This window comes from Mesorhizobium sp. B2-8-5 (assembly GCF_006440675.2).
Classification (GTDB): Bacteria; Pseudomonadota; Alphaproteobacteria; order Rhizobiales; family Rhizobiaceae; genus Mesorhizobium.
In genome coordinates this window covers 3,092,057-3,111,796 of record NZ_CP083951.1, presented here as the reverse complement: position 1 = coordinate 3,111,796, position 19,740 = coordinate 3,092,057, and the positions used below count along the sequence as shown (strand labels likewise).

The window sequence follows — 19,740 nt, the reverse complement described above, 5'->3', positions numbered from 1 at the left end:
CCGTCACAGCGCGCCTCCATCCTGGCCGAAATAATGCACGCGACCCGGCTCGCAGGATATCGTCACCATCGCATCCGGCCTGATATCGGGCTGGCCGCGCAGCAGTGCCCTAAGCCGCGCTTGCCCTGCCGCGAGCGTCACCACGGTGTAGCCGCCGAGCGGCTCGACCTCGAACACCCGCGCCGGGCGGCCTTCCACCGTCCCGTTGTCCGTCCAGGGCCGGACCTTGAGGTCTTCCGGCCTGAGTCCGATCTCGATCGCCTCGGCCGGCGCCTTGGCACCGGTGATGCGTATTGTCCCTTCAGCAGCCTCGATCCCACCCACGCCGCGCACCGACGGCAGGATGTTCATCATCGGCGAGCCGAGCATGCGCGCCACATAGGCGCTTGCCGGCCGATCGTAGATCTCGGCCGGCGCGCCGATCTGCCGGATCCGGCCATTTTCCAGGATCGCCATGCGGTCGGCGACCGACATCGCCTCCTCCTGGTCATGCGTGACATAGATCAGCGTCTTGCCGAGCTCGCGCTGGATGCGTTTCAGCTCGACGCGCGTCTCTTCGCGCAACCTGGCATCGAGCGCCGAGATCGGATCGTCCATCAGATAGGCTGCCGGGTCGCGCACCAAAGCGCGCGCGATCGCCACGCGCTGCCGCTCGCCGCCGGAAAGCTGCGCCGGCGGCTTGTGCAGGATGTGGCCGATGTGCAGCTTGGCCGCGACGTCGGCCAGCCGCTTCTCTATCTCGGCCTCGGCCACCTTCCGCTCGACCAGCGGGAAGCGGACATTGTCGCGCGCGCTCATATGCGGAAACAGCGCCAGGTTCTGGAACACCATGGCGACGTTGCGCTCGGCCGGCGAGACGCTGTTGACCGGCTTGCCGCCGATCAGGATCTCGCCCTGATCCGGCGCTTCCAATCCCAGCACCAGGCGCAGGATCGTCGACTTGCCGGACAGCGGCGGCCCGAAGAAGCAGAAGAACTCGTTGTCGTTGACGGTGAAGGAAGCATCGTTGACGGCAAGCGTGCTGCCGTAGCGCTTCGTGACATTGCGGAAAACGATGTCGGCCATGTCTCAGCCCGCCTTCACTGCGAGGCCGCTGGCGGCGTCGAAGACGCGCACCGACGAGGCCAGCGGCGCGACGACCGCCGTCTCCCCGACCGACAGCCCGACATCGTTCTCGAACACCGCCTTCACCGCGCTCTCGCCTTCGCCGAGATGGACGATGGTGCGCGCGCCGATCCGTTCGACGAAGCTTACCGGCATCGACAGCCCGCGCTCGGCAAGCGCCACCTGCTCGGGCCGGAAACCGTAGAGCACGTCGCCGCGCGCCGCTCTCGCAGCTGAAGCCAGTTCATCCGGCAAGGGCGGCGTGACGCCGAGAGGTCCGAGATCGATCACCAGTCCGCGATCGCTTTCCGCCGGCCTGCCCTTCAGCAGGTTCATGCCGGGCGCGCCGATGAAGCGCGCGACGAAGACGTTGGCCGGATTGTTGTAGACTTCGAGCGGCGTGCCGACCTGCTGCAGCACGCCATGATCCATCACCGCGATGCGGTCCGCCATGGTCATGGCTTCGAGCTGGTCATGCGTGACATAGACCATGGTCTGCCTGAACTGGCGCTGCAGCTGCTTGAGCTCGGTGCGCATCACCGCGCGGAAGGCGGCGTCGACATTGGACAGCGGCTCGTCGAGCAGGAAGATCGCCGGCTCCATGATCGCCGAGCGGCCGATCGCCACGCGCTGCAGGATGTTGACTGACAGCCGGTCCGCCTTGCGGTCGAGCAGCGGCGAAAGCTGCAGCATCTCGGCGATGGCGCCGACGCGGCGATCGATCTCGGCCTTGGCGGCGCCACGCATCCTTGGCCCGTAGGCGAGGTTCTGCCGAACCGTCATATGGGTGAAGATGGCGTAGTTCTGGAAGACGAAGCCGACGCCGCGCCGCCCCATCGGCACGCCTACCATGTCGCGCTCGCCGAACAGAATCTTGCCGCTGGTCGGTTCCTCCATGCCGGCGATCATGTTCATCGTCGTCGACTTGCCGCAGCCGGACGGCCCGAGCAGCGCCATGAACTCGCCGTCGGCGATTTCGAGGTCCATCGTCTTCAGCGCGGTGAAGTCGCCGAATGTCTTGACCAGGTTCTTGAGGTGGATCGCGCTCATGCCGGCACCTCCCGCGCCTGCGCCATGCGCTTCATCGCGTAGACCGCGACGATCGAAAGCACGATCAGGATGGCCAGCGCGATCGCCGCCACATAGCCCCAGATCAGGTCCTGCGTGGTGACCTTGTAGATGTAGACCGAGATCGTCTCGGTGGCGACGCCGGGACCGCCGCCGGTCATGATGTAGAGCGTGTCGAATATCTTGAAGTTCTCGATCACCCTTATCGCCAGCGCGATGATGATGATCGTCTTCATCTTCGGCAGCACGATGGTGATGAAGCGCTGCCAGGCATTGGCGCCGAGCAGCGTCGCCGCCTTCATCTGGTCTTCCGGCACGCCGACCAGGCCGGCGAGCAGGATCAGGAACATCAGCGGCGTCCACTGCCAGATGTCGGCGATCATGACCGCGATCAGCGCCAGGTTCGGATCCGACAGCCAGGCGACGGTCACCGGCGTGCCGACGATCCGCGACAGGATGTCGTTCACCGGGCCGCCCGACTGGAACAGCATGAAGAACATGTAGCCGGCGACCGCGGGCACGACCATCATCGGCATCAGCAGGATCGAATAGAAGATCCGCTTGCCGGGAAACTCGTCGGCGAACAGGGTCGCCAGAGCCAGGCCCAGCAGGAACTCCGCCGGCACGCAGACCAGCATGACGATCGCCGTGCGCTGCAGCGCGCTCCAAAAGCGGGTGTCGGCCGCGAGATCGGTGTAGTTGGCGAAACTGTTCCACATCTCCCAGGCGTTCCACCAGCCGGCGCCCGAAAGCGGCGACCAGTCGGTGACGCTGATGTAAAGCTGCATCAGCAGCGGAAAGGCCGAGATGAACAGCACCAGGATCTGCGCCGGCAAGGTCAGTCGGAAGCCCAGCCTCGAGCCCTCGTCAGGCGTGGCGGGCTTTGTCCGCGCGCCCATCTCGTCCTCCGAAATCGTCGCCGTCACCGCGCTCATTGCTTGAGCGCTCCGAAGGTCAGCCCGCGCACCAGGTGGCGCTGGATGGCGATGCCCATGATGACCGGCGGCACCGCCGCGATCAGGCCGAGCGCGGCCTTGGCGCCATAGAGCTGTCCGGTCATCGAGGACGACAGCGACGCCATGTAGACCGGGATCGTCACCCATTCGCGCGTGGTGAGCAGCAGCGCGATGAGATAATCCGACCAGTTGAGGATGAACACGAAGAGCGCGGCACTCGCCAACGGCGCGCGCATCATCGGCAGCGTGATACGGGTGAAGACGCGCAGCCGCGAGCAGCCCTCGACAAGTGCTGCCTCCTCGATCTCGCGCGGCATGTCGTCGAAGAAGGTCTTCATCAGCCAGAAGGCGAAGGGCAGCGTGACGATGCCGTAGATCAGCGCCAGCCCCCACCATGTGTCGTTGAGATTGAGGAATGCCCACATGATCATCACCGGGATCATGACGGCCATCGGCGGAAATAGCCTCAGCTGGATCAGCGCCAGCGGCAGGTTCTGGCCGGAGCCGAAGCGCGACAGGCCGTAGGCCGCCGCAGTGCCGGCCGACATGGCAATCGCGGTCCCGAACACCGCCGAAAGCAGCGACGACAGGATCGGCTTCAGCGCCGTGTGGTCGAGCGCGACGATCAGGTCGTTGGTTGAATGGCCGAACACGAACTGGAAATTGCTGAGCGTCGGCTGCTTCGGCCACCAGGTGAGGTCGGCGCCCGTCGCCGACCATTCGCCGATCGGCTTGAAGGCCATCGACACCATCCACAGGATCGGCACCAGCGTTACCGCCATCGCCGCGAGGATCGCGGCGTAGCGGAATATCTCGAAAGGAACGGAACGCTTCATCTGGCTGCTTTGCTGGTGGCGTTGCTGGCGAAGGGGAGGAGCAGTCGCCCCTCCCCTCCTTTTCTGATCCAGGGAGACGGATCAGCTGATCGGATCGAGAACGGTCGGCCATGCCTCCTTGTTGGTCTTGATGGCTTCGAGAAGCTTGTCCTCGCCGATGCGGCGCGCGATCTTCTTCCACTCGCGCTCGGTATCGGCCATGGCCTGCTCCGGCGTCTTGGCCTTGGTCAGCGACGCCATCAGGTTCTCGTCGAGCGCATTGTGGAAGGCGGTGGCGCCGGGATAGTTGATGGTCGGCACCGTACGCGCCACCGTCTCGCGCACGACGTCCATGTGGTAGGCGTGATAGGTCTGGCGGACCAGTGGATCGGAGAAATCCGAGAGCCGGAACGGATCGAGATAGCCGCCCGGATTGGCGCTCATCCAGGCATAGATGCGGGCCGAGCCCAGCCACTGCAGCAGAAGGTAAGCAGTCTCCGGATTCTTCGACTGCGACGACACCATGCCGGTCAGTGAGAACCACAGCACCGAACGGCTGATCAGCTTGCCGTCGATCTCGCGTCCCGGCGGCAGCATCGAGCCTATCTTGCCGGTGACGGCGGAATCCTTGTTGCCGGCATTGTCGAGGAATTTCGGCAGGTTGGAGAAGGCACAGGTCATCGCCGCACCGCCCTTGGCGAAATTGCCATACTGCTCCGGCCAGCCCCACGAGATCGCGTCCGGCGAATGATGCGCCAGCGAATCCACATACTCCTTGGTGGCGGCGATGCCTTGCTCGGAATTGATCAGCGGCTTGCCGTCGTCGCCGAACAGGAACTGGTTGGGCGAGGCCATCGAGACATAGCGCTGGTACCAGTTGGTGTAGCCCCAACCCTGGTTGCGCAGGTCGGTGGAGCCGAACAGGCCCTTGTCCGGCCGCTGGAAGAAGGCCGCGACATCGCTGTGCTGCTTCCAGGTCTTCGGCGGCGCAAGGTCGTAGCCGTACTTGTCCTTGAACGCCTTCTGCTCCGCGGCGTCGCCGAACAGGTCGGCGCGGTAGACCCATGTCTGGAAGTCGCCGTCCAGCGACACGCCGTAGGTCGAGCCGCGATACTGGTTGAGCAGCGACACGCCCTTGGCGCCGTTGACGTAACCCTGCTTGGGGTCGTCCCATTCCGGCTTGTGCTTGGCGACGAAGTCGTCGAGCTTGGCGATGCCGCCGGTTTCGGCGAGATCGCCGAGGCGGTTCCATTCGGTCGAATAGATGTCGTAGGCCTCACCCTTGGTGGAGATGTCCTGCATCGTCTTGGTGAATTCCTGGCCGTTCGGCAGGCCGACGATCTCGATCTGGATGCCGGTTTCCTTCTCCCACAGGTCCTTGATCGACGGCGCGCCGGCCGGGAACGGCTTGGTCAGCTGGCCGATCGAGCCGTCGGAGAGGCCAAGCACGATCTTCGCCGGCGCCTTGCCGGCCGCCTTCAGGGCCTTGGCAGCCTCGACCGCACGCCCTTCCGGCGTGTCGGGTCCGTACTGGTAGCGTTCGGCGCCGTCGAAGCCGGTCGGCCCGCCGATCATGCCGGGCGCCAGCGCATCCGCCGCGAAGGCGCGGCCGGGACGAATGAACTGCGGTGCAATACCAGTCGCGGCGACAAACACCGCCGCCTTTCCTCCGGACGCCAGCAGGCGGCGCCGCGACATGCGGATCAAATGAGACATCGAATTCCTCCCTCGGGGCCTGTTCCTCCATGGCCCACGTGAGGGATATTGACGACAGCGCGTGAAGCCTGTCAACATCATAAATACTCAAAACACGTCATAAGATCGCAATTGAGGAAGAAAATGCAGTCCGCCGAACCCGTCACATCGCACCCATTGCTTGGATTTGAGGGGCTTTCGCCTCGATCCGACCGCCTTGGCCGGACCTTCGCCGCCTTATGTAGCGCGCCGGCTTGCGCGCAAGCCAAGGGCGGTTACATCATTTCACATCAGAATCACGGTCGCCGCCGAGGCGCTTTCCGGAACTGAGTGGAAGCTGCGTGATTTTGATGCTTGCGATGAGGTGCTCGACGTGCGGTCAACCCTGACAGACATAGCCCGGGAAGCCGGCGTTTCTCCGGCCACGGTCGACCGTGTGCTCAACAATCGGCCAGGCGTGCGGGCCCGCACGCGCGAGATCGTCATCGAGATGGCGCAGCGCCTTGGCTATATCGCCGAGACGCCGAACGGCGTGCCGCAGCGAACCGCGCCGGGACAGACGATCAGGCTCGACTTCGCGCTGCCCGCCGGCACCAACTCCTTCATCAAGCTGCTGCACCGGCACATCGAGGCGCAGGCGCTGACGCGGCCCGATCTCGACGTCCGCGTGACGACCATCGAAGGCTTCAACCCCGACCGGCTCGCCCGCCTGCTGCAGGACCTGCATGGCCAGACGCAAGGCGTCGGCGTGATCGCGCTCGACCATCCGACGGTGCGCGAGGCAATCCGCTCGCTGTCGGCCAGCGACATCAAGGTCGTCACCATCGCCTCCGACATCCTGCATGTGCCGCGGGTCGCCTATATCGGCATCGACAATCGCGCTGCTGGGCGGTTGGCCGGCTATCTTCTCAACCGCTTCATGGGTGCCGGACGTCCGGGCAAGGTGGCGCTGTTCGCAGGCTCGCTCGCCTATCGCGGCCATGAGGAACGCGAGATGGGTTTCCGCCATATCCTCGCCGAAGAGTCCCCCAACCTCGAGATCGTCGAGATGCGTGAAATGCTCGACGACCGCGAAAAAGCCTATTCGGAGGCTTCCGCTTTGCTCGAGCGCCACCCCGACCTCGCCGCGATCTACAATGTCGGCGCCGGCAACACCGGCATCGCCCGCGCGCTGAAGGAACGCGGACGCGCCAAAGAGATCATCTTCCTCGGCCATGAGGTGACGGACGGCACCAAGGAACTCCTGCTCGACGGCACGCTCGACGCGGTGATCGACCAGAACCCGCGCGTCGAGGCCAGGGAGGCGCTCAACATCCTGTCCCACTCGGTCAGGGGGTTGCCCTACGAGCTCCACCAGCCGCGGCTGCAGGTGATCTTCCGCGAGAGCATCCCGGAGATTTGAGCGATCTCAGCCCGGCTGCGAGGATCGGCAGTCTCAGGCCGCGATAAGCACCGTGCTGTCCGGCGACCAGCTAAGAACTACGGGCTGACCTTCGGCAAGCCGCTCGGCGCCCGTGTTCTGGACGATCACTTTCAGCGTCTGGCCATCGCGGTCGACGAAATAGGTGCTGTTGTTGCCGGCAAAGATGCGTTTCGAGACTTGTCCCTTGAGCGTGTTCGCGTTGCCTTCATCAGCCTTCCCCGCGCCGGTCGAAATCCGGATGCGTTCGGGCCGGACCGCGCAACTCGCCTTGGCCCCGGCCGGCACCGATGCGCCTGTCGATGCCGCGATCGTCGTGCCGTCCGGCAGCCTGATCCCGGAGCCGGTCGCATCGCCGCGAAAGATATTGGCGTCGCCGAGGAAGGTCGCGGCGAACTCGCTTTGCGGCCTGTCGTAGATCTCCTCCGGCGGCCCTTCCTGCACCAGCCTGCCGTCGCGCAGGATGCCGATGCGGTCACTCATCGTCAGCGCCTCTTCCTGGTCGTGCGTGACGAAGATGGTGGTGATGCCGATCTCGCGCTGGATGCGCTTCAGCTCGATCTGCATGTCGACGCGCAGCGCCTTGTCGAGCGCGCCGAGCGGCTCATCGAGCAGGAGCACGCGCGGCTTGGTGACGATGGCCCGCGCCAGCGCCACGCGCTGGCGCTGGCCGCCGGAGAGCTGGTGCGGCTTGCGCGCGCCAAGCTTGCCGAGTTGCACGAGATCGAGCGCGCGCTGAACCTCCGACGCGATCGTCGCCTTCGCTTCGCCGCGCACCGACAGGCCGAAGGCGACATTGTCGGCGACACTCATATTCGGGAACAACGCATAGTTCTGGAACACCATGCCGATGCGGCGCTTTTCGACCGGCACGCGCTCGACGCTTTCGCCGCCGATGGCAATGCGGCCGGCGTCCGGAAAGTCGAAGCCGGCGATCTGACGCAACAGCGTGGTCTTGCCGCTTCCGGACGGACCAAGCAGCGCGTAGAAGCCGCCATCGGCGAAATCGATCGACACGTCGTCCAGCGCCTTGTGCGCGCCGAAACTGCGGGAGACGTTCGCGACCTGGACGCCAGCCATCATTTTTCTCCGCCGAATTTGAAGAAGCGCGCCGTGAGCAGCATCAGCGCCATCGACACCACGATGATGATCGTCGAGACCGCGTTGATCTCGGGCGTGAAGCCCTTGCGGATCGCGGCGTAGATTTCGACCGGTAGCGTGGTCTGGCCGGGCGTCGACAGGAAATACGAAACGACGAACTGGTCGAACGACACGGCAAAGGCGAACAGCCCGCCGGCGATCACGCCGGGCATGATCCAGGGCAAGGTCACGCGCATGGTCACCTGCCACTGGTTGGCGCCGAGCGAGCGCGCCGCCTCTTCCAGCTCAGGCGCGAAGGTCTGCAGCCGCGCGGAGACGACGACGATCACATAAGGCAGCGCCAGCGCGACATGGCCGAGCAGGATGGCGACAAGCCCACGACCGATGCCGACGCCGAAGAAGAAGATCAGCATCGCCGTGCCGGTGATCAGCCACGGAATGGCGATCGGCGGGAAGAGCAGTGCCTGCAGCACTTTCTTGCCGCGGAACTCGTAGCGATAGAGCGCCAACGAGGCCATCGAGCCCAGCACCGTCGAGATCAAAGTGGTGATGACGGCGATCTCGATGCTGTTCCAGGTCGCCGCGATCAGCTGGTCGTTCTGCCAGAGCGAGGCGTACCAGTCCGTCGTCCACTCGAACGGCAGCTGGTAGAAGGGCGAGGCATTGAAGGACATCGCCGCCATGATGACGATCGGCAAATAGAGGAAGCCGAGCAGAAGCACGATGTAGAAGCGCCCGAGCCATTCGAGGATGCGTGTCGTCGCCATCAGCTGGTCCTCCGCAGGACCGGCGCCGCCAGCGCCAGGATGATCAGCACGACCGCGAGCAGGATGAAGGAGAGCGCGGCGCCCAAGGGCCAGTTGAACACGGCGACGAACTGGTCCTCGATGACGGTGCCGTAGAAGGTGCCGGTGCGGCCGCCGAGGATGCGCGGCTCCATGAAGGTGCCGACGACCGGCACGAAGATCAGCGCTGAGCCCGCGATCAGGCCCGGCATCGACAGCGGGATGATGATCCGCCACAGCACCTGCCGCCGCGAGGCGCCGAGCGAGCGTCCCGCCTCGATCAGCGAGTCGTCGATCGCCTGCAGCGTGAGGTAGCAGGTCAGCACCATGTAGGGCACATAAGAGTGCACCAGGCCGATGATGACGGCCGGATAGGAATACATGAGATCGATGTTGATCTTGAACGGCAGCACCGCGTTGAGCGCCGTGTCGAGGATGCCGCCTTCGCGCAGCACCATGGCCCAGGAGAATATCCGCACCAGCCCGTTCGACCAGAACGGCAGGATGACGAGCAGAAAGATCGCCTCGCGGCTGCGCCCTTTGAGCACCTTGGCCAGCACATAGGCCGCCGGATAGCCGATGACGACGCACCACAGCGTCACTTCGAGGCCGAGCCGCAGCGATGAAAGCAGAAGCCGCGAATACAGGCTCTGAGAAAAAAAGGCGGCGTAGTTGCCGAGCGTGAACGACCATTCCTTTCCGGCCAGCGGCAGGTCGGTCATGAACGAGAAAAAGACCATGGCCGATAGCGGCAGGAAGATCGCCACCGTCAGCCACAGATAGGCGGGAAGGAGAAGCGGCAGCGCCGGCTTCAGTCCGCGGCGCGAACCGATCGCAAGCTGGTCAGCCATTCTGCCTCTCCTCCCCGAAAGACGCCGATTACTTCACGTTGACCTTCAGCTCCTGCCACAGCGCCAGGTATTTCTCGCGCTGCTCGGCGGTGATCGGCGCCTGGAACTGGATGCGCTTGGCGACGTCCGGGCTGCCCATGACCTTGCGGTTGAAGGCGTCCTCCGGCAGCGCATCGACCGCCTTGGTGTTGGCCGAAACCGGCGCGCCGACCTTGGTGACCCACTCGACATAGAATTTCGGGTCGATCATGTAGTTGATGAAGGCCTCGGCTCCGGCGACGTTCTTGGAGCCGACGGGAATCGAGAACGCATCCAGCCAGGCGACCGAGCCTTCCTGCGGGATGACCAGCGAGACCGGCAGCTTGAAATGCGTCTTGGCGCGATCGGCCGAACCGCTCCAATAGGTGCCGATATCGATCTGGTTGGAAGCGACCATCTGGTTCCAGTCGTTTTCCGAACTCCAGAAGGTCTTGATCTGCGGCATCAGCGAAGTCAGCTTCGCCTTGACCGCTTCCATATCCTTGATGTCGTTGATGTTCTGCCCCGAGGCGAGCGCGCCGAACTGCACCGCCTCGACGGCGTCGTCGCGGATGATGACGCGGCCCTTATGCGCCGGGTTCCACATCTCGGCGATGCTCGTCGGCGGCTTGTCAAAGGACTTGTCATTGATGGCGAGAGCGGTCAGGCCCCAGACCCACGGCACGCCATAGACCTTGCCGTCATGGTTGAGCATCGGCGAGCCGGCCTTGTCCTTGGCGATGTCGGCATAGTTGGAAAGCTTCGAGACGTCGATCGGCTGGATCAGCTTGCCGGCCATCGCCTGATCGTTGAAGGCGGCATTGATCATGACGACGTCGTAGAGACCGGGATTGGTGCGGATCTTGGTCAGCATCTCCTGTTCGGAGTTGAAGAAGTCGTTGACCACCTTGAAGCCGGTCGCCTTCTCGAAATTGGCGACCGCCCACGGCTCGTCGGCGCCATAGCCCTTCCAGTTGAGCACATGCACTTCCTCGGCCGCTTGTGCTGCCAAAGGGAATACACAAACCGTGAATGCGGAGACGAAGACGGCGGTGGCCGTCAGAAAAGCGGTCAGGCTGGGCATGCGCATGGTATTTTCCTCTCATTGTTTGCCCGATTGACGGGCTTGTTAAGTCGCTTCCGCTCGGCCAAGCGCGGCCGTCGCTGCGCCGCGCTGGGTCAGGAACTCCTGGATCTCTTCATCGGTCGGCGCCGAAGACCCGCCATGGCGGGTGACGGAAAGGGCCGCGGCGGCGTTGGCGTAACGGGCCGCCTCGCAAGGGCGCATACCGTGCGACAGGCCACTGACAAAGGCGCCGATATGCGTGTCGCCGGCGCCATTGGTATCGACGGCCTCCACCTCGAAGCCGGGCACCGCCCGGGTACCGCCGTCGGCCATGCGCACCAGGCAGCCATGCGCGCCGGCGCGGATGACGACGCCTTCGGCTCTGGGGCAATGCTCGGCGAGCAACCGGATGGCGACGGTTTGGGCGTCGCCGGCGCCGGCAATCTCTGCGGCCTCGTCGGTGTTGCAGCTCAGCCAGGTCGCGCGCCCCAGCACCCTGTCCAGGATCGGCCGTGGAATATCGGCGATCACCGGTGTCGGATCGAAGACGAAAGGAATGCCGGCCGGCAGCGCCTCGATCCAGTCCGTGAGCACGTCGCGACTGCCAGGATAGCTCAGCGTGTAGCCGGAGGTGAAAACCCAATCACCCGCAACGACTTGGACCGGCTTCATCATGTCCGGAGTGAGCCGGCTCTCGGCGCCCGGCCAGGAGACGAAGGTGCGTTCGGCGTCGCCGCTGATCATGGCGACGCAATTGCCGCTGTCCATCGAAGGCGATGGCGGCGTCAGCGTCTCGATGCCTTCGGCCGCGAAGGCTGCGCGCAGGAAGTCTCCGTCCGGCCCGGTGCCGAGCTGGCCGCCGAACACCACCTTCATGCCGGTGCGGTTTGCCGCGACCATCATGTTGAAGCCGCCGCCGGCGACGCGGGCGTAGCTCGTCGCGGTCTTTTCCGTGCCGGCCGCCGGCAAGGCATCGATGCGGTAGACATAGTCGACCACCGCGCTGCCGACATGGACGAGCCGCCCACTCACGCCGCGTTCTCCTTGCCTGGACCGGTCTTGGCCGTCCGGACCGCGACCAGAGCCCCGGCCAGCGCGCGGACATCCGCGATGTCGATGCCATGCAATTCGGGGATGCGATCCTGCGGCAGTCTCGACAGGCCGGCGCAGGCGCCGGCCATGCCGGCGGCAATCGCCCCGATCGTGTCGGTGTCGCCGCCGAGATTGGCCGCGATCACCGCAGCCCGCCATGCATCGCCTTGCGCGACCTCCAGCACCGCGAATGCCGCTGGCACCGATTCCTGGCTGGCGACGCCCGTGCCGACCAGGTCGACGATCAGCTTGATTGCTTCCTTCTCCGCCTTGCCGCGGACAAGCGACTGCGCCCAGAGAATGCGCGCGGCGATGTCGCCGCCGGTGACCCAATGGCCGAGCGCTGCACCCAGTCTTGCAGCCGCGGCGGCATGGCCGGAAGCGGCTCGCCAGTCGCCACCCGAGACACCGAGACTGACCGCGGCGGCGACCGCCGCGGCCGAGGCAATGGCTATCGAGGTGTTGTGCGTGGCCCGGCAGGTCTCCGCGACTTTAGCGACCAGCGCGTCGAGCGGCTCCGGCGGCATCATGATGCCGACCGGCGCGATGCGCATTGCCGCGCCATTGGTGTCGCCGTTGCGTCCGGCCTCTTCGGCCGGCACGCCGCTGTTGATGGCGTCGATGGCGCGCTTGGTCGATGGTCCAAGCAGGTCGTAGCTGCCGCGCGCCTTGACGTCGCGCTCCCAGTCGAGCAGCGCGCTGACCCAGCGCGCATGGTCGAAACGCTCGCCGGACTCGACCAGGATGCGGCCAAGCAGCAGCGCTTGCTCGGTGTCGTCGGTGATCGCGCCGGCCGGCAGTCCCTTCGACACCGGGTGGTCGGCGGCAGGCGCGACGAAATCCTCGACATGACCGTAGAGCTCGGCGATGCGGGCCGGCGACAGAAGCTGCGTCGGCATGCCCAGCGCATCGCCCAGCGCCCCGCCGATCAGTGCGCCCATTGCCCGATCAATCGCGTCGGCCGCCATGCTCAGAACTCCAGGTGAAGCGCGAAATGCGCGGGGTTGAGCAGGCTGGTGACGAATTCGATGGCGCGCCCGTCGGCGGCGCGCGTCAGGCGGCGCGTGCGCAGGAACGGCGTGCCGGGGGCGCAGGCGAGGATCGCGGCGTCGGCCGCGCTCAACATCTCGATGTCGACCCATTCCTCGCCGTGATCGGGCACCAGCCCTGCCCCGCGCAGCGTCTGGTGCAGCGTGCCTTTGCGCAAGCCGCGCAGGGGTATGTCTTCCAATTCGGGCGACAGCGGCAGACGGCTGCGCTCGATCGAGATTGCATGGCCGTCATCGGCATTGGTGCGGGCGCGGTCGACCGCAATGAAGGACGCGCTCTCGACGCCAAGCCTGGCCGCCAGTTCCGCGTCGTCGATGATCTCGAGCCGCAATGTGCGGGTCTCGGCATTGGCGCCCGCATTGGCAAGCGCGCGCGACCAGCCGATCGCGTCATCGACCGGCATGCCGTCGAAGGTCACGAAGGAGCCGATGCCGACCTTGGTGGTAATCAGCCCGCGGCTCGACAGTTCCTCCAGCCCCTTGCGGACCGTGTTGCGACTGACGGAGAAGCGTTGGACAAGTTCGCTCTCGCTCTGCAGGCGGTCGCCGAAGCCGAGCAGGCCGGAGCGTATCTCATGTTCCAGAACCGTTGCGATCTGCTCGGGCTTGCCCGTGCCGGGAGTGATCTGCATCGCGCGACGAGCCATATCGATACCTGTTCAATGAACCTGTATAATCCTGTTCATTAGCGTATCTGAAATGAACCGTCAACGGCCTTCGGCCCAACGGTCGGTTGGGCATCAAACGAAGAAGAATTCCTCGACGCGCTGCTTGGCCTTGCGCAGCACCGGCAGGATCTCGCGCTCCATCGCCTCGACCGAGAAACGCGCCGACTGGGTCGAGACGTTGATGGCGGCGACTGTGCGGCCGGCGCGATCGACGATCGGCACCGCGATCGAGCGCAGGCCGAGCTCCAGCTCTTCGTCGACGACGGCGAAGCCCTCCGCCCTCGCCTTGTTTATGGCCTTGCCGACCGCGGCGCGGCCGGTGATCGTCTTCGGCGTCCGCCGCTCGATGGACGCCTCAGCAAGGAAAGTCTTCAAGTCATCCGCCGGCAGGCCGGAAAGCAGCACCCGCCCCATCGACGTGCAATAGGCCGGCAGCCGCGTGCCGACGTCGAGCGCCACGCTCAGGATACGCCGTCCAGGGATGCGCGCCACATAGACGACGTCTTCGCCCGACAGCACGGCCGCGTTGCAGGCTTCGTCGAATTTGCCGGCCACCTCACGCATGACAGGCGCAGCGAAGGTCCAGAGCGAAGCACCGCCGAGCCAGGTCCGCGCGACGGTCAAAAGGCGCGGCGACAGCGAAAACAGTCGGCCGGATTGCGTCGCATAGCCCGTCGCGACCAATGTCAGCAGAAAGCGCCTGGCCCCCGCGCGCGTGAGATCCGCCTCCTCTGCCATCTCGGTCAGCGTCATGCCGGCCGGGTGGCGCGCGAGGATTTCCATCACCGCCAGGCCACGCTCGAGCGAACCGACATGGTCGCGTGAAATTGCTTCCTCTTCCACGAGCGGCCTCCAGGCCGGCGTTGACTCAATGCAAAGGTTGGAGTTAAAAGTATCTCATATAAAACATATGTTCGCAATACGAACTTTTCGCACCAAGGAGCCCGGAGATGGTCAAGTTCCTGCCGCTGAAAGAGGCGGTCGCGGAGAATCTGCATGACGGCAACACCGTCGCTTTCGAGGGCTTCACGCATCTGATCCCGACCGCTGCCGCGCATGAGGCGATCCGCCAGGGCTTTCGCGACCTGACGCTGATCCGTATGACGCCCGACCTGATCTACGACCAGATGATCGGCATGGGCATGGCGAAGAAGGTCGTCTTCTCCTATGTCGGCAATCCGGGCGTCGGCCTGCTCAGGCGCGCCCGCGACGCCATCGAGAACGGCTTTCCCCGCGCCATCGAGGTCGAGGAACACAGCCACGCCGGCATGGCCAATGGCTATGAGGCGGGCGCCGCCGGCCTGCCCTGCGCGGTGTTTCGCGGCTATCGCGGCGCCGGTCTCGCCGCGGTCAATCCGAACATCAAATCCGTGACCTGCCCGTTCACCGGCGAGGTGCTTGCCGCCGTTCCGGCGATCCGGCCCGACGTCACCTTCATCCATGCGCAGAAGGCGGACCGGAAAGGCAACGTGCTGGTCGAGGGCATTATCGGCATCCAGAAGGAGGCCGTTCTTGCCGCAAAGCGCGCCGTGGTGACGGTCGAGGAAGTGGTCGACAATTTCGATGACCTCCACCCCAATCTTACCGTGCTGCCGAACTGGACGATCGCGGCGATCTCGGTCGTGCCGGGCGGCTCGCACCCCTCCTACGCGCATGGCTATTACGAGCGCGACAACGCCGCCTATCTGGAATGGGACGAGATCGCCGCCGACCGCGACCGCTTCCAGGCCTGGATCCAGAAGAACGTCATCGAGAGCAGCGCGGACGACTTTGCCGGTCGCGTCGAGCATCTGAGGAAAGCCGCATGAGCGACGCGAAGGATATGGGCTTCACCCCAAACGAGATGATGACGATCGCCGCCAGCCGCGCGCTGAAAAGCGACGATGTCTGCTTCGTCGGCATCGGCGCGCCGTCGGCCGCCTGCAATGTCGCGCGGCTGACGCATGCTCCCGACATCACGCTGATCTATGAGAGCGGCACCATCGGCACGGCGCCCGACGTGCTGCCGCTGTCGATCGGCGACGGCGAGTTGTGCGAGACGGCGGTCACCACCGTCGCGGTGCCGGAGATGTTCCGCTACTGGCTGCAGGGCGGCCGCATCTCGATCGGCTTCCTGGGCGCCGCCCAGCTCGACAAATTCGGCAACATCAACACCACCGTCATCGGCGACTATGCGCATCCCAAGACCCGCCTGCCCGGCGGCGGCGGCGCGCCGGAGATCGCCACCTCGTCGAGGCAGGTCTACATCACCATGGCGCAGTCGAAGCGCGGCATGGTCGAGAAGATCGACTTCTTCACCTCCTTCGGCCATGGCGACGGTGGCGATCATCGCGAGCGCCTCGGCATCGACACGGCCGGCCCGACTTTGCTGATCACCGACCTCGCCTTCTGGAAGCCGGACCCGGTGACCAAGGAATTCACCGTCGTCTCGCTGCATCCGGGCGTCAGCCGCGAGCAGGTGCAGGAAACCTGTGGCTGGACGGTCAAGTTCGCGCAGGCCCTTGACGAGACGCCGGCGCCGACCGAACTCGAGCTGAAGACATTGCGCGACCTGCAGGCCCGCACCAAGGCGGCGCATCAAGGGGCCGCCAAAGGGAAAGCTGCCTAGATGACCGAAGCCTTCATCTGCGACTACATCCGCACGCCCATCGGCCGCTTCGGCGGCGCGCTGTCTTCCGTCCGCGCCGACGATCTCGGCGCGATTCCGTTGAAGGCGCTGGTCGGGCGCAATGCCGGCGTCGACTGGGCGGCCGTCGATGACGTCGTCTATGGCTGCGCCAACCAGGCCGGCGAGGACAATCGCAATGTGGCGCGCATGGCGCTGCTGCTTGCCGGCCTCCCGCAGGACATTCCAGGTTCGACCGTCAACCGTTTGTGCGGCTCGGGCATGGATGCCGTCACCATCGCCGCGCGCGCCATCAAATCAGGCGAGGCCGGGCTGATGATTGCCGGCGGCGTCGAATCGATGAGCCGCGCGCCCTTCGTCATGCCGAAGGCCGACACGGCCTTCTCGCGCAATGCCGAGATTTACGACACCACCATCGGCTGGCGCTTCGTCAACCCTCTGATGAAGAAGCTGTATGGCGTCGACTCCATGCCGGAGACCGGCGAGAACGTCGCCGAGGATTTTTCCGTCAGCAGAATCGACCAGGACGCCTTCGCGGTACGCAGCCAGGACAAGGCGGTCGCCGCGCAAGCCAATGGCCGGTTGGCGAAGGAGATCACGCCGGTGACCATCCCGCAAAGGAAAGGCGACGCGATCATCGTCGTGAAGGACGAACACCCCCGCGCGGGCACCACCATCGAGACGCTGGCCAAACTGCCGACGCCATTCCGCCAGGGCGGCAGCGTCACCGCCGGCAACGCTTCCGGCGTCAATGACGGCGCTGCTGCCCTGATCATCGCGTCCGAGGCAGCCGCGAAGAAGCATGGCCTGACACCGATCGCCCGCATCCTCGGCGGTGCCGTCGCCGGTGTGGCGCCGCGCATCATGGGCATCGGACCGGCGCCGGCCACGAAGAAGCTTTGCGCCCGCCTCGGCCTGACACCCGAACAATTCGACGTCATCGAATTGAACGAAGCCTTCGCCTCCCAAGGCATTGCCGTGCTCCGCCAACTCGGAATTTCCGAGAAGGCGGAGCATGTGAACCCCAACGGCGGCGCGATCGCGCTCGGCCATCCGCTCGGCATGTCGGGCGCGCGCATCACGGGTACTGCGGCGCTCGAGCTGCGCGAGCGCGGCGGCAAGCGCGCGTTGGCCACCATGTGCATCGGCGTCGGCCAGGGCATCGCCATCGCGCTGGAGCGGATCTGACCGTCCAGGCGGATCAATAGGGCAAGCCGACGTAGTTTTCGGCCAATGCCGTGGATGCAGCCTTGGAATGCACGAGATAGTCGAGCTCGGCTTCCTGGATGCGTTGGCCGAACTCGCCTGTCTCCGGAAAACGGTGCAGGATCGTCGTCATCCACCAGGAGAAGCGCACCGCTTTCCAGACGCGCGCCAGCGCTTTTGACGAATAGGCGTCTAGCCCGGCCTCTGACTTCCCGTTGTAGAATTCGCGAAGTCCGGCAAACAGATAGCGCACGTCGCTGGCAGCGAGGTTGAGGCCCTTGGCGCCGGTCGGCGGCACGATATGGGCGGCGTCTCCGACCAGGAACAGCCTGCCGAAGCGCATCGGCTCGGCGACGAAGGAACGCAGCGGCGCGATCGACTTCTCGAAGGACGGCCCAGTGGTGACGGCGGCCGCTATCCGCGGCGGCAGGCGCGCGCGCAACTCGTCCCAGAACCGGTCGTCGGACCAGGCCTCGACGCGCTCGTCGGCGTGAACCTGCACATAGTAGCGGCTGCGCTGCGGCGACCTCATCGAGCAGAGCGCAAAACCGCGCTCGTGATTGGCATAGACCAGTTCGTGGTCGGCCGGAGGCACCTCCGCCAGCACGCCCAGCCAGCCGAATGGGTATTGCCGCTCGAACGTCTTCAGAGCGCCTTCCGGCACCGATTTGCGGCTGACGCCGTGGTAGCCGTCGCAGCCGGCGATGAAGTCGCAGTCGATGCGATGCGTGAGGCCGTCCTTGTCGTAGGTGACGAAGGGCGACGCGCTGCCGAAATCATGCAGCGCGACATTCGATGTTTCGAAGACGGTCGGGAGTCCCGCCGCTTCGCGCTTCTGCATCAGATCGAGCGTCACCTCGGTCTGGCCATAGACGGTGACATGCTTGCCGCCCGTAAGCGTTGTCATGTCGATGCGATGCGCGCGGCCATCGAAGGCGAGCGAGATGCCGGCATGCGGCAGGCCCTGGGCGTGCAGCCTGTCCGCCGCGCCCGCTTGGCCGAGCAGGTCGACCGTGCCCTGTTCGAGCACACCTGCGCGCACACGTCCAAGCACATGCTCGCGGCTCGACCGTTCAAGCATGATCGTCTCGACGCCAATGGTGGCGAGCAACTGACCGAGCAGCAGGCCGGACGGTCCGGACCCAATGATGGCGACCCGTGTGCGCATCAATGACCGAGGCTCTCGATCTGTCCGGCCAACTCGGCCGCAAGCCTGAGCGCGGCCGCGGTCGCCATGACCATCTGCGGCAGGATGAGCCATTCCAGCGTCCAGGCCGCGCCCGAGCGCTCCTGCTCATGCACCAGTGCCTGATGCATCCCGGAGAGCTGCGTGGCGTTGAAGCGCGCCAGCGCCACCAATACTTCCGCCTTCACCGGATTCTGCTTGTGCGGCATGGCCGAGGAACCGCCGCCGCCGGACAGCTTGATCTCGGAGCCCGTCTGCGCCATCAGCGCGACGTCCTGTCCGAACTTGCCGAGACCGCCGGTCGCCAGCGACAGCCAGCCGGCGAATTCGGCAAGCGTATCGCGCTGACTATGCCATTGCGGCGCATCGTCAAGACCGAGCTTGGCGGCAAGCGCGGCGCGCACCGCGCCGGCCTTGCCGCCGAGCTTTTCCAGCGTGCCTGCGGCGCCGCCGAACTGAACCACTAGCAACCGACCCGAGAGCTCTTTCAAGCGCTCCTGGTGACGCTCAAGCGGCACCCGCCACGAAACGACCCGATCGCGCGCAGTTATTTGTATTGCCGGCTGCATGCGCGTCGTCGCCATGAGCTCGCGGCTCCCGAAGTCCAGTTCCAGCCCGGTGAGGCGCACGATGTTCTCGCCGAGCAGCAGGCCGATATGGTCGACCGCGCCGCGCAGCCTGAGCACCAGCGAGCTATCGATGACATCCTGGCTGGTCGCGCCGAAATGAACGTGCGTATCGTGCGGCGCTCCGACAGCAGCCTTGATCTGGCGCACCAACTCCGGCACCACCACACCGTCCTTGGCGACGCCCGCCTTCAGCTTGGTCGTATCCGGCCGGAACGATCCCAGTGCTTTCACGATCGCTGCCGCGGCATCACGTGGAATGACGCCGCACTCGGCTTCCGCCTCGGCCAGTGCTCGCTCGAAAGCGAGCATCGCAGCGATGTCGGCTTCGGCGGAAAAATACCTGGCCGCCTCTTCGTCGCCGAGCAGGCCGGAAAGCAGCGGGTGATCGAAGGGCGAAACGGTCAT

19 protein-coding genes are annotated in these 19,740 nt (G+C 65.3%); 4 read left to right on the top strand and 15 right to left on the bottom strand.

Features of this window, described 5'->3' with window-relative positions; genetic code table 11:
- Positions 1-3: 3 nt before the first annotated feature.
- The 5 genes from FJ430_RS15115 to FJ430_RS15095 form a co-directional block, all read right to left on the bottom strand.
- Positions 4-1,065, bottom strand: coding sequence for an ABC transporter ATP-binding protein (locus FJ430_RS15115; RefSeq protein WP_140706559.1), 1,062 nt, complete (start codon positions 1,063-1,065; stop codon positions 4-6).
- A gap of 3 nt (positions 1,066-1,068) precedes the next feature.
- On the bottom strand, positions 1,069-2,154 hold the full coding sequence (locus FJ430_RS15110) for an ABC transporter ATP-binding protein (protein ID WP_140706561.1): 1,086 nt from the start codon (positions 2,152-2,154) through the stop codon (positions 1,069-1,071).
- On the bottom strand, positions 2,151-3,107 hold the full coding sequence (locus tag FJ430_RS15105) for a carbohydrate ABC transporter permease (protein ID WP_140706563.1): 957 nt from the start codon (positions 3,105-3,107) through the stop codon (positions 2,151-2,153). Before FJ430_RS15105 ends, FJ430_RS15110 begins: the two co-directional genes overlap by 4 nt.
- The gene (locus tag FJ430_RS15100; RefSeq protein ID WP_140706565.1) at positions 3,104-3,964 is read right to left on the bottom strand and encodes a carbohydrate ABC transporter permease; all 861 of its coding nucleotides are present in this window, start codon (positions 3,962-3,964) and stop codon (positions 3,104-3,106) included. Before FJ430_RS15100 ends, FJ430_RS15105 begins: the two co-directional genes overlap by 4 nt.
- 81 nt (positions 3,965-4,045) lie before the next feature.
- On the bottom strand, positions 4,046-5,659 hold the full coding sequence (locus FJ430_RS15095; protein WP_140706567.1) for an extracellular solute-binding protein: 1,614 nt from the start codon (positions 5,657-5,659) through the stop codon (positions 4,046-4,048).
- A 352-nt stretch (positions 5,660-6,011) separates the two neighbouring features.
- Between FJ430_RS15095 and FJ430_RS15090 the strand changes: the two genes are divergently transcribed.
- Positions 6,012-7,040 (top strand): LacI family DNA-binding transcriptional regulator, encoded by a 1,029-nt coding sequence (locus FJ430_RS15090; protein ID WP_140640061.1) that lies wholly within the window; start codon positions 6,012-6,014, stop codon positions 7,038-7,040.
- Between the two features lie 33 nt (positions 7,041-7,073).
- On the opposite strand, the gene FJ430_RS15085 is transcribed toward FJ430_RS15090, so the two are convergent.
- The 8 genes from FJ430_RS15085 to FJ430_RS15050 form a co-directional block, all read right to left on the bottom strand.
- Positions 7,074-8,138, bottom strand: coding sequence for an ABC transporter ATP-binding protein (locus tag FJ430_RS15085; RefSeq protein WP_140706569.1), 1,065 nt, complete (start codon positions 8,136-8,138; stop codon positions 7,074-7,076).
- Entirely contained in the window at positions 8,138-8,926 is a 789-nt protein-coding gene (locus FJ430_RS15080; protein WP_140640065.1) for an ABC transporter permease, read from the bottom strand. The genes FJ430_RS15085 and FJ430_RS15080 overlap by 1 nt, the downstream gene beginning before the upstream one ends.
- Positions 8,926-9,795 carry an ABC transporter permease gene (locus FJ430_RS15075; RefSeq protein ID WP_140706571.1) on the bottom strand — a complete coding sequence of 290 codons (870 nt, stop codon included), beginning with the start codon at positions 9,793-9,795 and terminating at the stop codon, positions 8,926-8,928. Before FJ430_RS15075 ends, FJ430_RS15080 begins: the two co-directional genes overlap by 1 nt.
- 28 nt (positions 9,796-9,823) lie before the next feature.
- Positions 9,824-10,903: an ABC transporter substrate-binding protein gene (locus FJ430_RS15070; protein WP_140706572.1), complete on the bottom strand. Its 1,080-nt coding sequence runs from the start codon at positions 10,901-10,903 to the stop codon at positions 9,824-9,826.
- Between the two features lie 39 nt (positions 10,904-10,942).
- Positions 10,943-11,911 carry a PfkB family carbohydrate kinase gene (locus FJ430_RS15065; protein ID WP_140706574.1) on the bottom strand — a complete coding sequence of 323 codons (969 nt, stop codon included), beginning with the start codon at positions 11,909-11,911 and terminating at the stop codon, positions 10,943-10,945.
- On the bottom strand, positions 11,908-12,939 hold the full coding sequence (locus FJ430_RS15060; RefSeq protein ID WP_140706576.1) for an ADP-ribosylglycohydrolase family protein: 1,032 nt from the start codon (positions 12,937-12,939) through the stop codon (positions 11,908-11,910). The genes FJ430_RS15065 and FJ430_RS15060 overlap by 4 nt, the downstream gene beginning before the upstream one ends.
- Before the next feature lie 2 nt (positions 12,940-12,941).
- Positions 12,942-13,667, bottom strand: a complete 726-nt coding sequence (locus FJ430_RS15055; RefSeq protein WP_140706578.1) for a GntR family transcriptional regulator — start codon at positions 13,665-13,667, stop codon at positions 12,942-12,944.
- A gap of 93 nt (positions 13,668-13,760) precedes the next feature.
- A complete protein-coding gene (locus FJ430_RS15050; RefSeq protein WP_140706580.1) occupies positions 13,761-14,531 on the bottom strand; it encodes an IclR family transcriptional regulator C-terminal domain-containing protein in 771 nt (256 codons plus the stop codon).
- 107 nt (positions 14,532-14,638) lie between these two features.
- Here FJ430_RS15050 and FJ430_RS15045 point away from each other — a divergent pair, with 107 nt between their 5' ends.
- From FJ430_RS15045 to pcaF, 3 genes are read left to right on the top strand one after another with little or no spacing between them, the layout of a single operon-like run.
- On the top strand, positions 14,639-15,496 hold the full coding sequence (locus FJ430_RS15045) for a CoA transferase subunit A (RefSeq protein ID WP_140706582.1): 858 nt from the start codon (positions 14,639-14,641) through the stop codon (positions 15,494-15,496).
- Positions 15,493-16,296 (top strand): CoA-transferase subunit beta, encoded by an 804-nt coding sequence (locus tag FJ430_RS15040; protein ID WP_140706584.1) that lies wholly within the window; start codon positions 15,493-15,495, stop codon positions 16,294-16,296. Before FJ430_RS15045 ends, FJ430_RS15040 begins: the two co-directional genes overlap by 4 nt.
- Entirely contained in the window at positions 16,297-17,502 is a 1,206-nt protein-coding gene (gene pcaF, locus FJ430_RS15035; protein WP_140706586.1) for a 3-oxoadipyl-CoA thiolase, read from the top strand. It begins immediately after the preceding gene.
- A 13-nt stretch (positions 17,503-17,515) separates the two neighbouring features.
- On the opposite strand, the gene pobA is transcribed toward pcaF, so the two are convergent.
- Both pobA and FJ430_RS15025 read right to left on the bottom strand, forming a co-directional pair.
- Positions 17,516-18,688: a 4-hydroxybenzoate 3-monooxygenase gene (pobA, locus tag FJ430_RS15030; protein ID WP_140656721.1), complete on the bottom strand. Its 1,173-nt coding sequence runs from the start codon at positions 18,686-18,688 to the stop codon at positions 17,516-17,518.
- Positions 18,688-19,740, bottom strand: a complete 1,053-nt coding sequence (locus FJ430_RS15025) for a 3-carboxy-cis,cis-muconate cycloisomerase (RefSeq protein WP_140706588.1) — start codon at positions 19,738-19,740, stop codon at positions 18,688-18,690. The genes pobA and FJ430_RS15025 overlap by 1 nt, the downstream gene beginning before the upstream one ends.

Coding starts and splice junctions, on each gene's coding strand:
- FJ430_RS15080 (WP_140640065.1), bottom strand. CDS start 8,926: ATGGCGACGACACGCATCCTCGAATGGCTCGGGCGCTTCTACATCGTG.
- FJ430_RS15095 (WP_140706567.1), bottom strand. CDS start 5,659: ATGTCTCATTTGATCCGCATGTCGCGGCGCCGCCTGCTGGCGTCCGGA.
- FJ430_RS15100 (WP_140706565.1), bottom strand. CDS start 3,964: ATGAAGCGTTCCGTTCCTTTCGAGATATTCCGCTACGCCGCGATCCTC.
- FJ430_RS15060 (WP_140706576.1), bottom strand. CDS start 12,939: ATGGCGGCCGACGCGATTGATCGGGCAATGGGCGCACTGATCGGCGGG.
- FJ430_RS15085 (WP_140706569.1), bottom strand. CDS start 8,138: ATGGCTGGCGTCCAGGTCGCGAACGTCTCCCGCAGTTTCGGCGCGCAC.
- FJ430_RS15055 (WP_140706578.1), bottom strand. CDS start 13,667: ATGGCTCGTCGCGCGATGCAGATCACTCCCGGCACGGGCAAGCCCGAG.
- FJ430_RS15070 (WP_140706572.1), bottom strand. CDS start 10,903: ATGCGCATGCCCAGCCTGACCGCTTTTCTGACGGCCACCGCCGTCTTC.
- FJ430_RS15105 (WP_140706563.1), bottom strand. CDS start 3,107: ATGAGCGCGGTGACGGCGACGATTTCGGAGGACGAGATGGGCGCGCGG.
- pobA (WP_140656721.1), bottom strand. CDS start 18,688: ATGCGCACACGGGTCGCCATCATTGGGTCCGGACCGTCCGGCCTGCTG.
- FJ430_RS15040 (WP_140706584.1), top strand. CDS start 15,493: ATGAGCGACGCGAAGGATATGGGCTTCACCCCAAACGAGATGATGACG.
- FJ430_RS15115 (WP_140706559.1), bottom strand. CDS start 1,065: ATGGCCGACATCGTTTTCCGCAATGTCACGAAGCGCTACGGCAGCACG.
- FJ430_RS15025 (WP_140706588.1), bottom strand. CDS start 19,740: ATGACCGTTTCGCCCTTCGATCACCCGCTGCTTTCCGGCCTGCTCGGC.
- FJ430_RS15075 (WP_140706571.1), bottom strand. CDS start 9,795: ATGGCTGACCAGCTTGCGATCGGTTCGCGCCGCGGACTGAAGCCGGCG.
- pcaF (WP_140706586.1), top strand. CDS start 16,297: ATGACCGAAGCCTTCATCTGCGACTACATCCGCACGCCCATCGGCCGC.
- FJ430_RS15045 (WP_140706582.1), top strand. CDS start 14,639: ATGGTCAAGTTCCTGCCGCTGAAAGAGGCGGTCGCGGAGAATCTGCAT.
- FJ430_RS15110 (WP_140706561.1), bottom strand. CDS start 2,154: ATGAGCGCGATCCACCTCAAGAACCTGGTCAAGACATTCGGCGACTTC.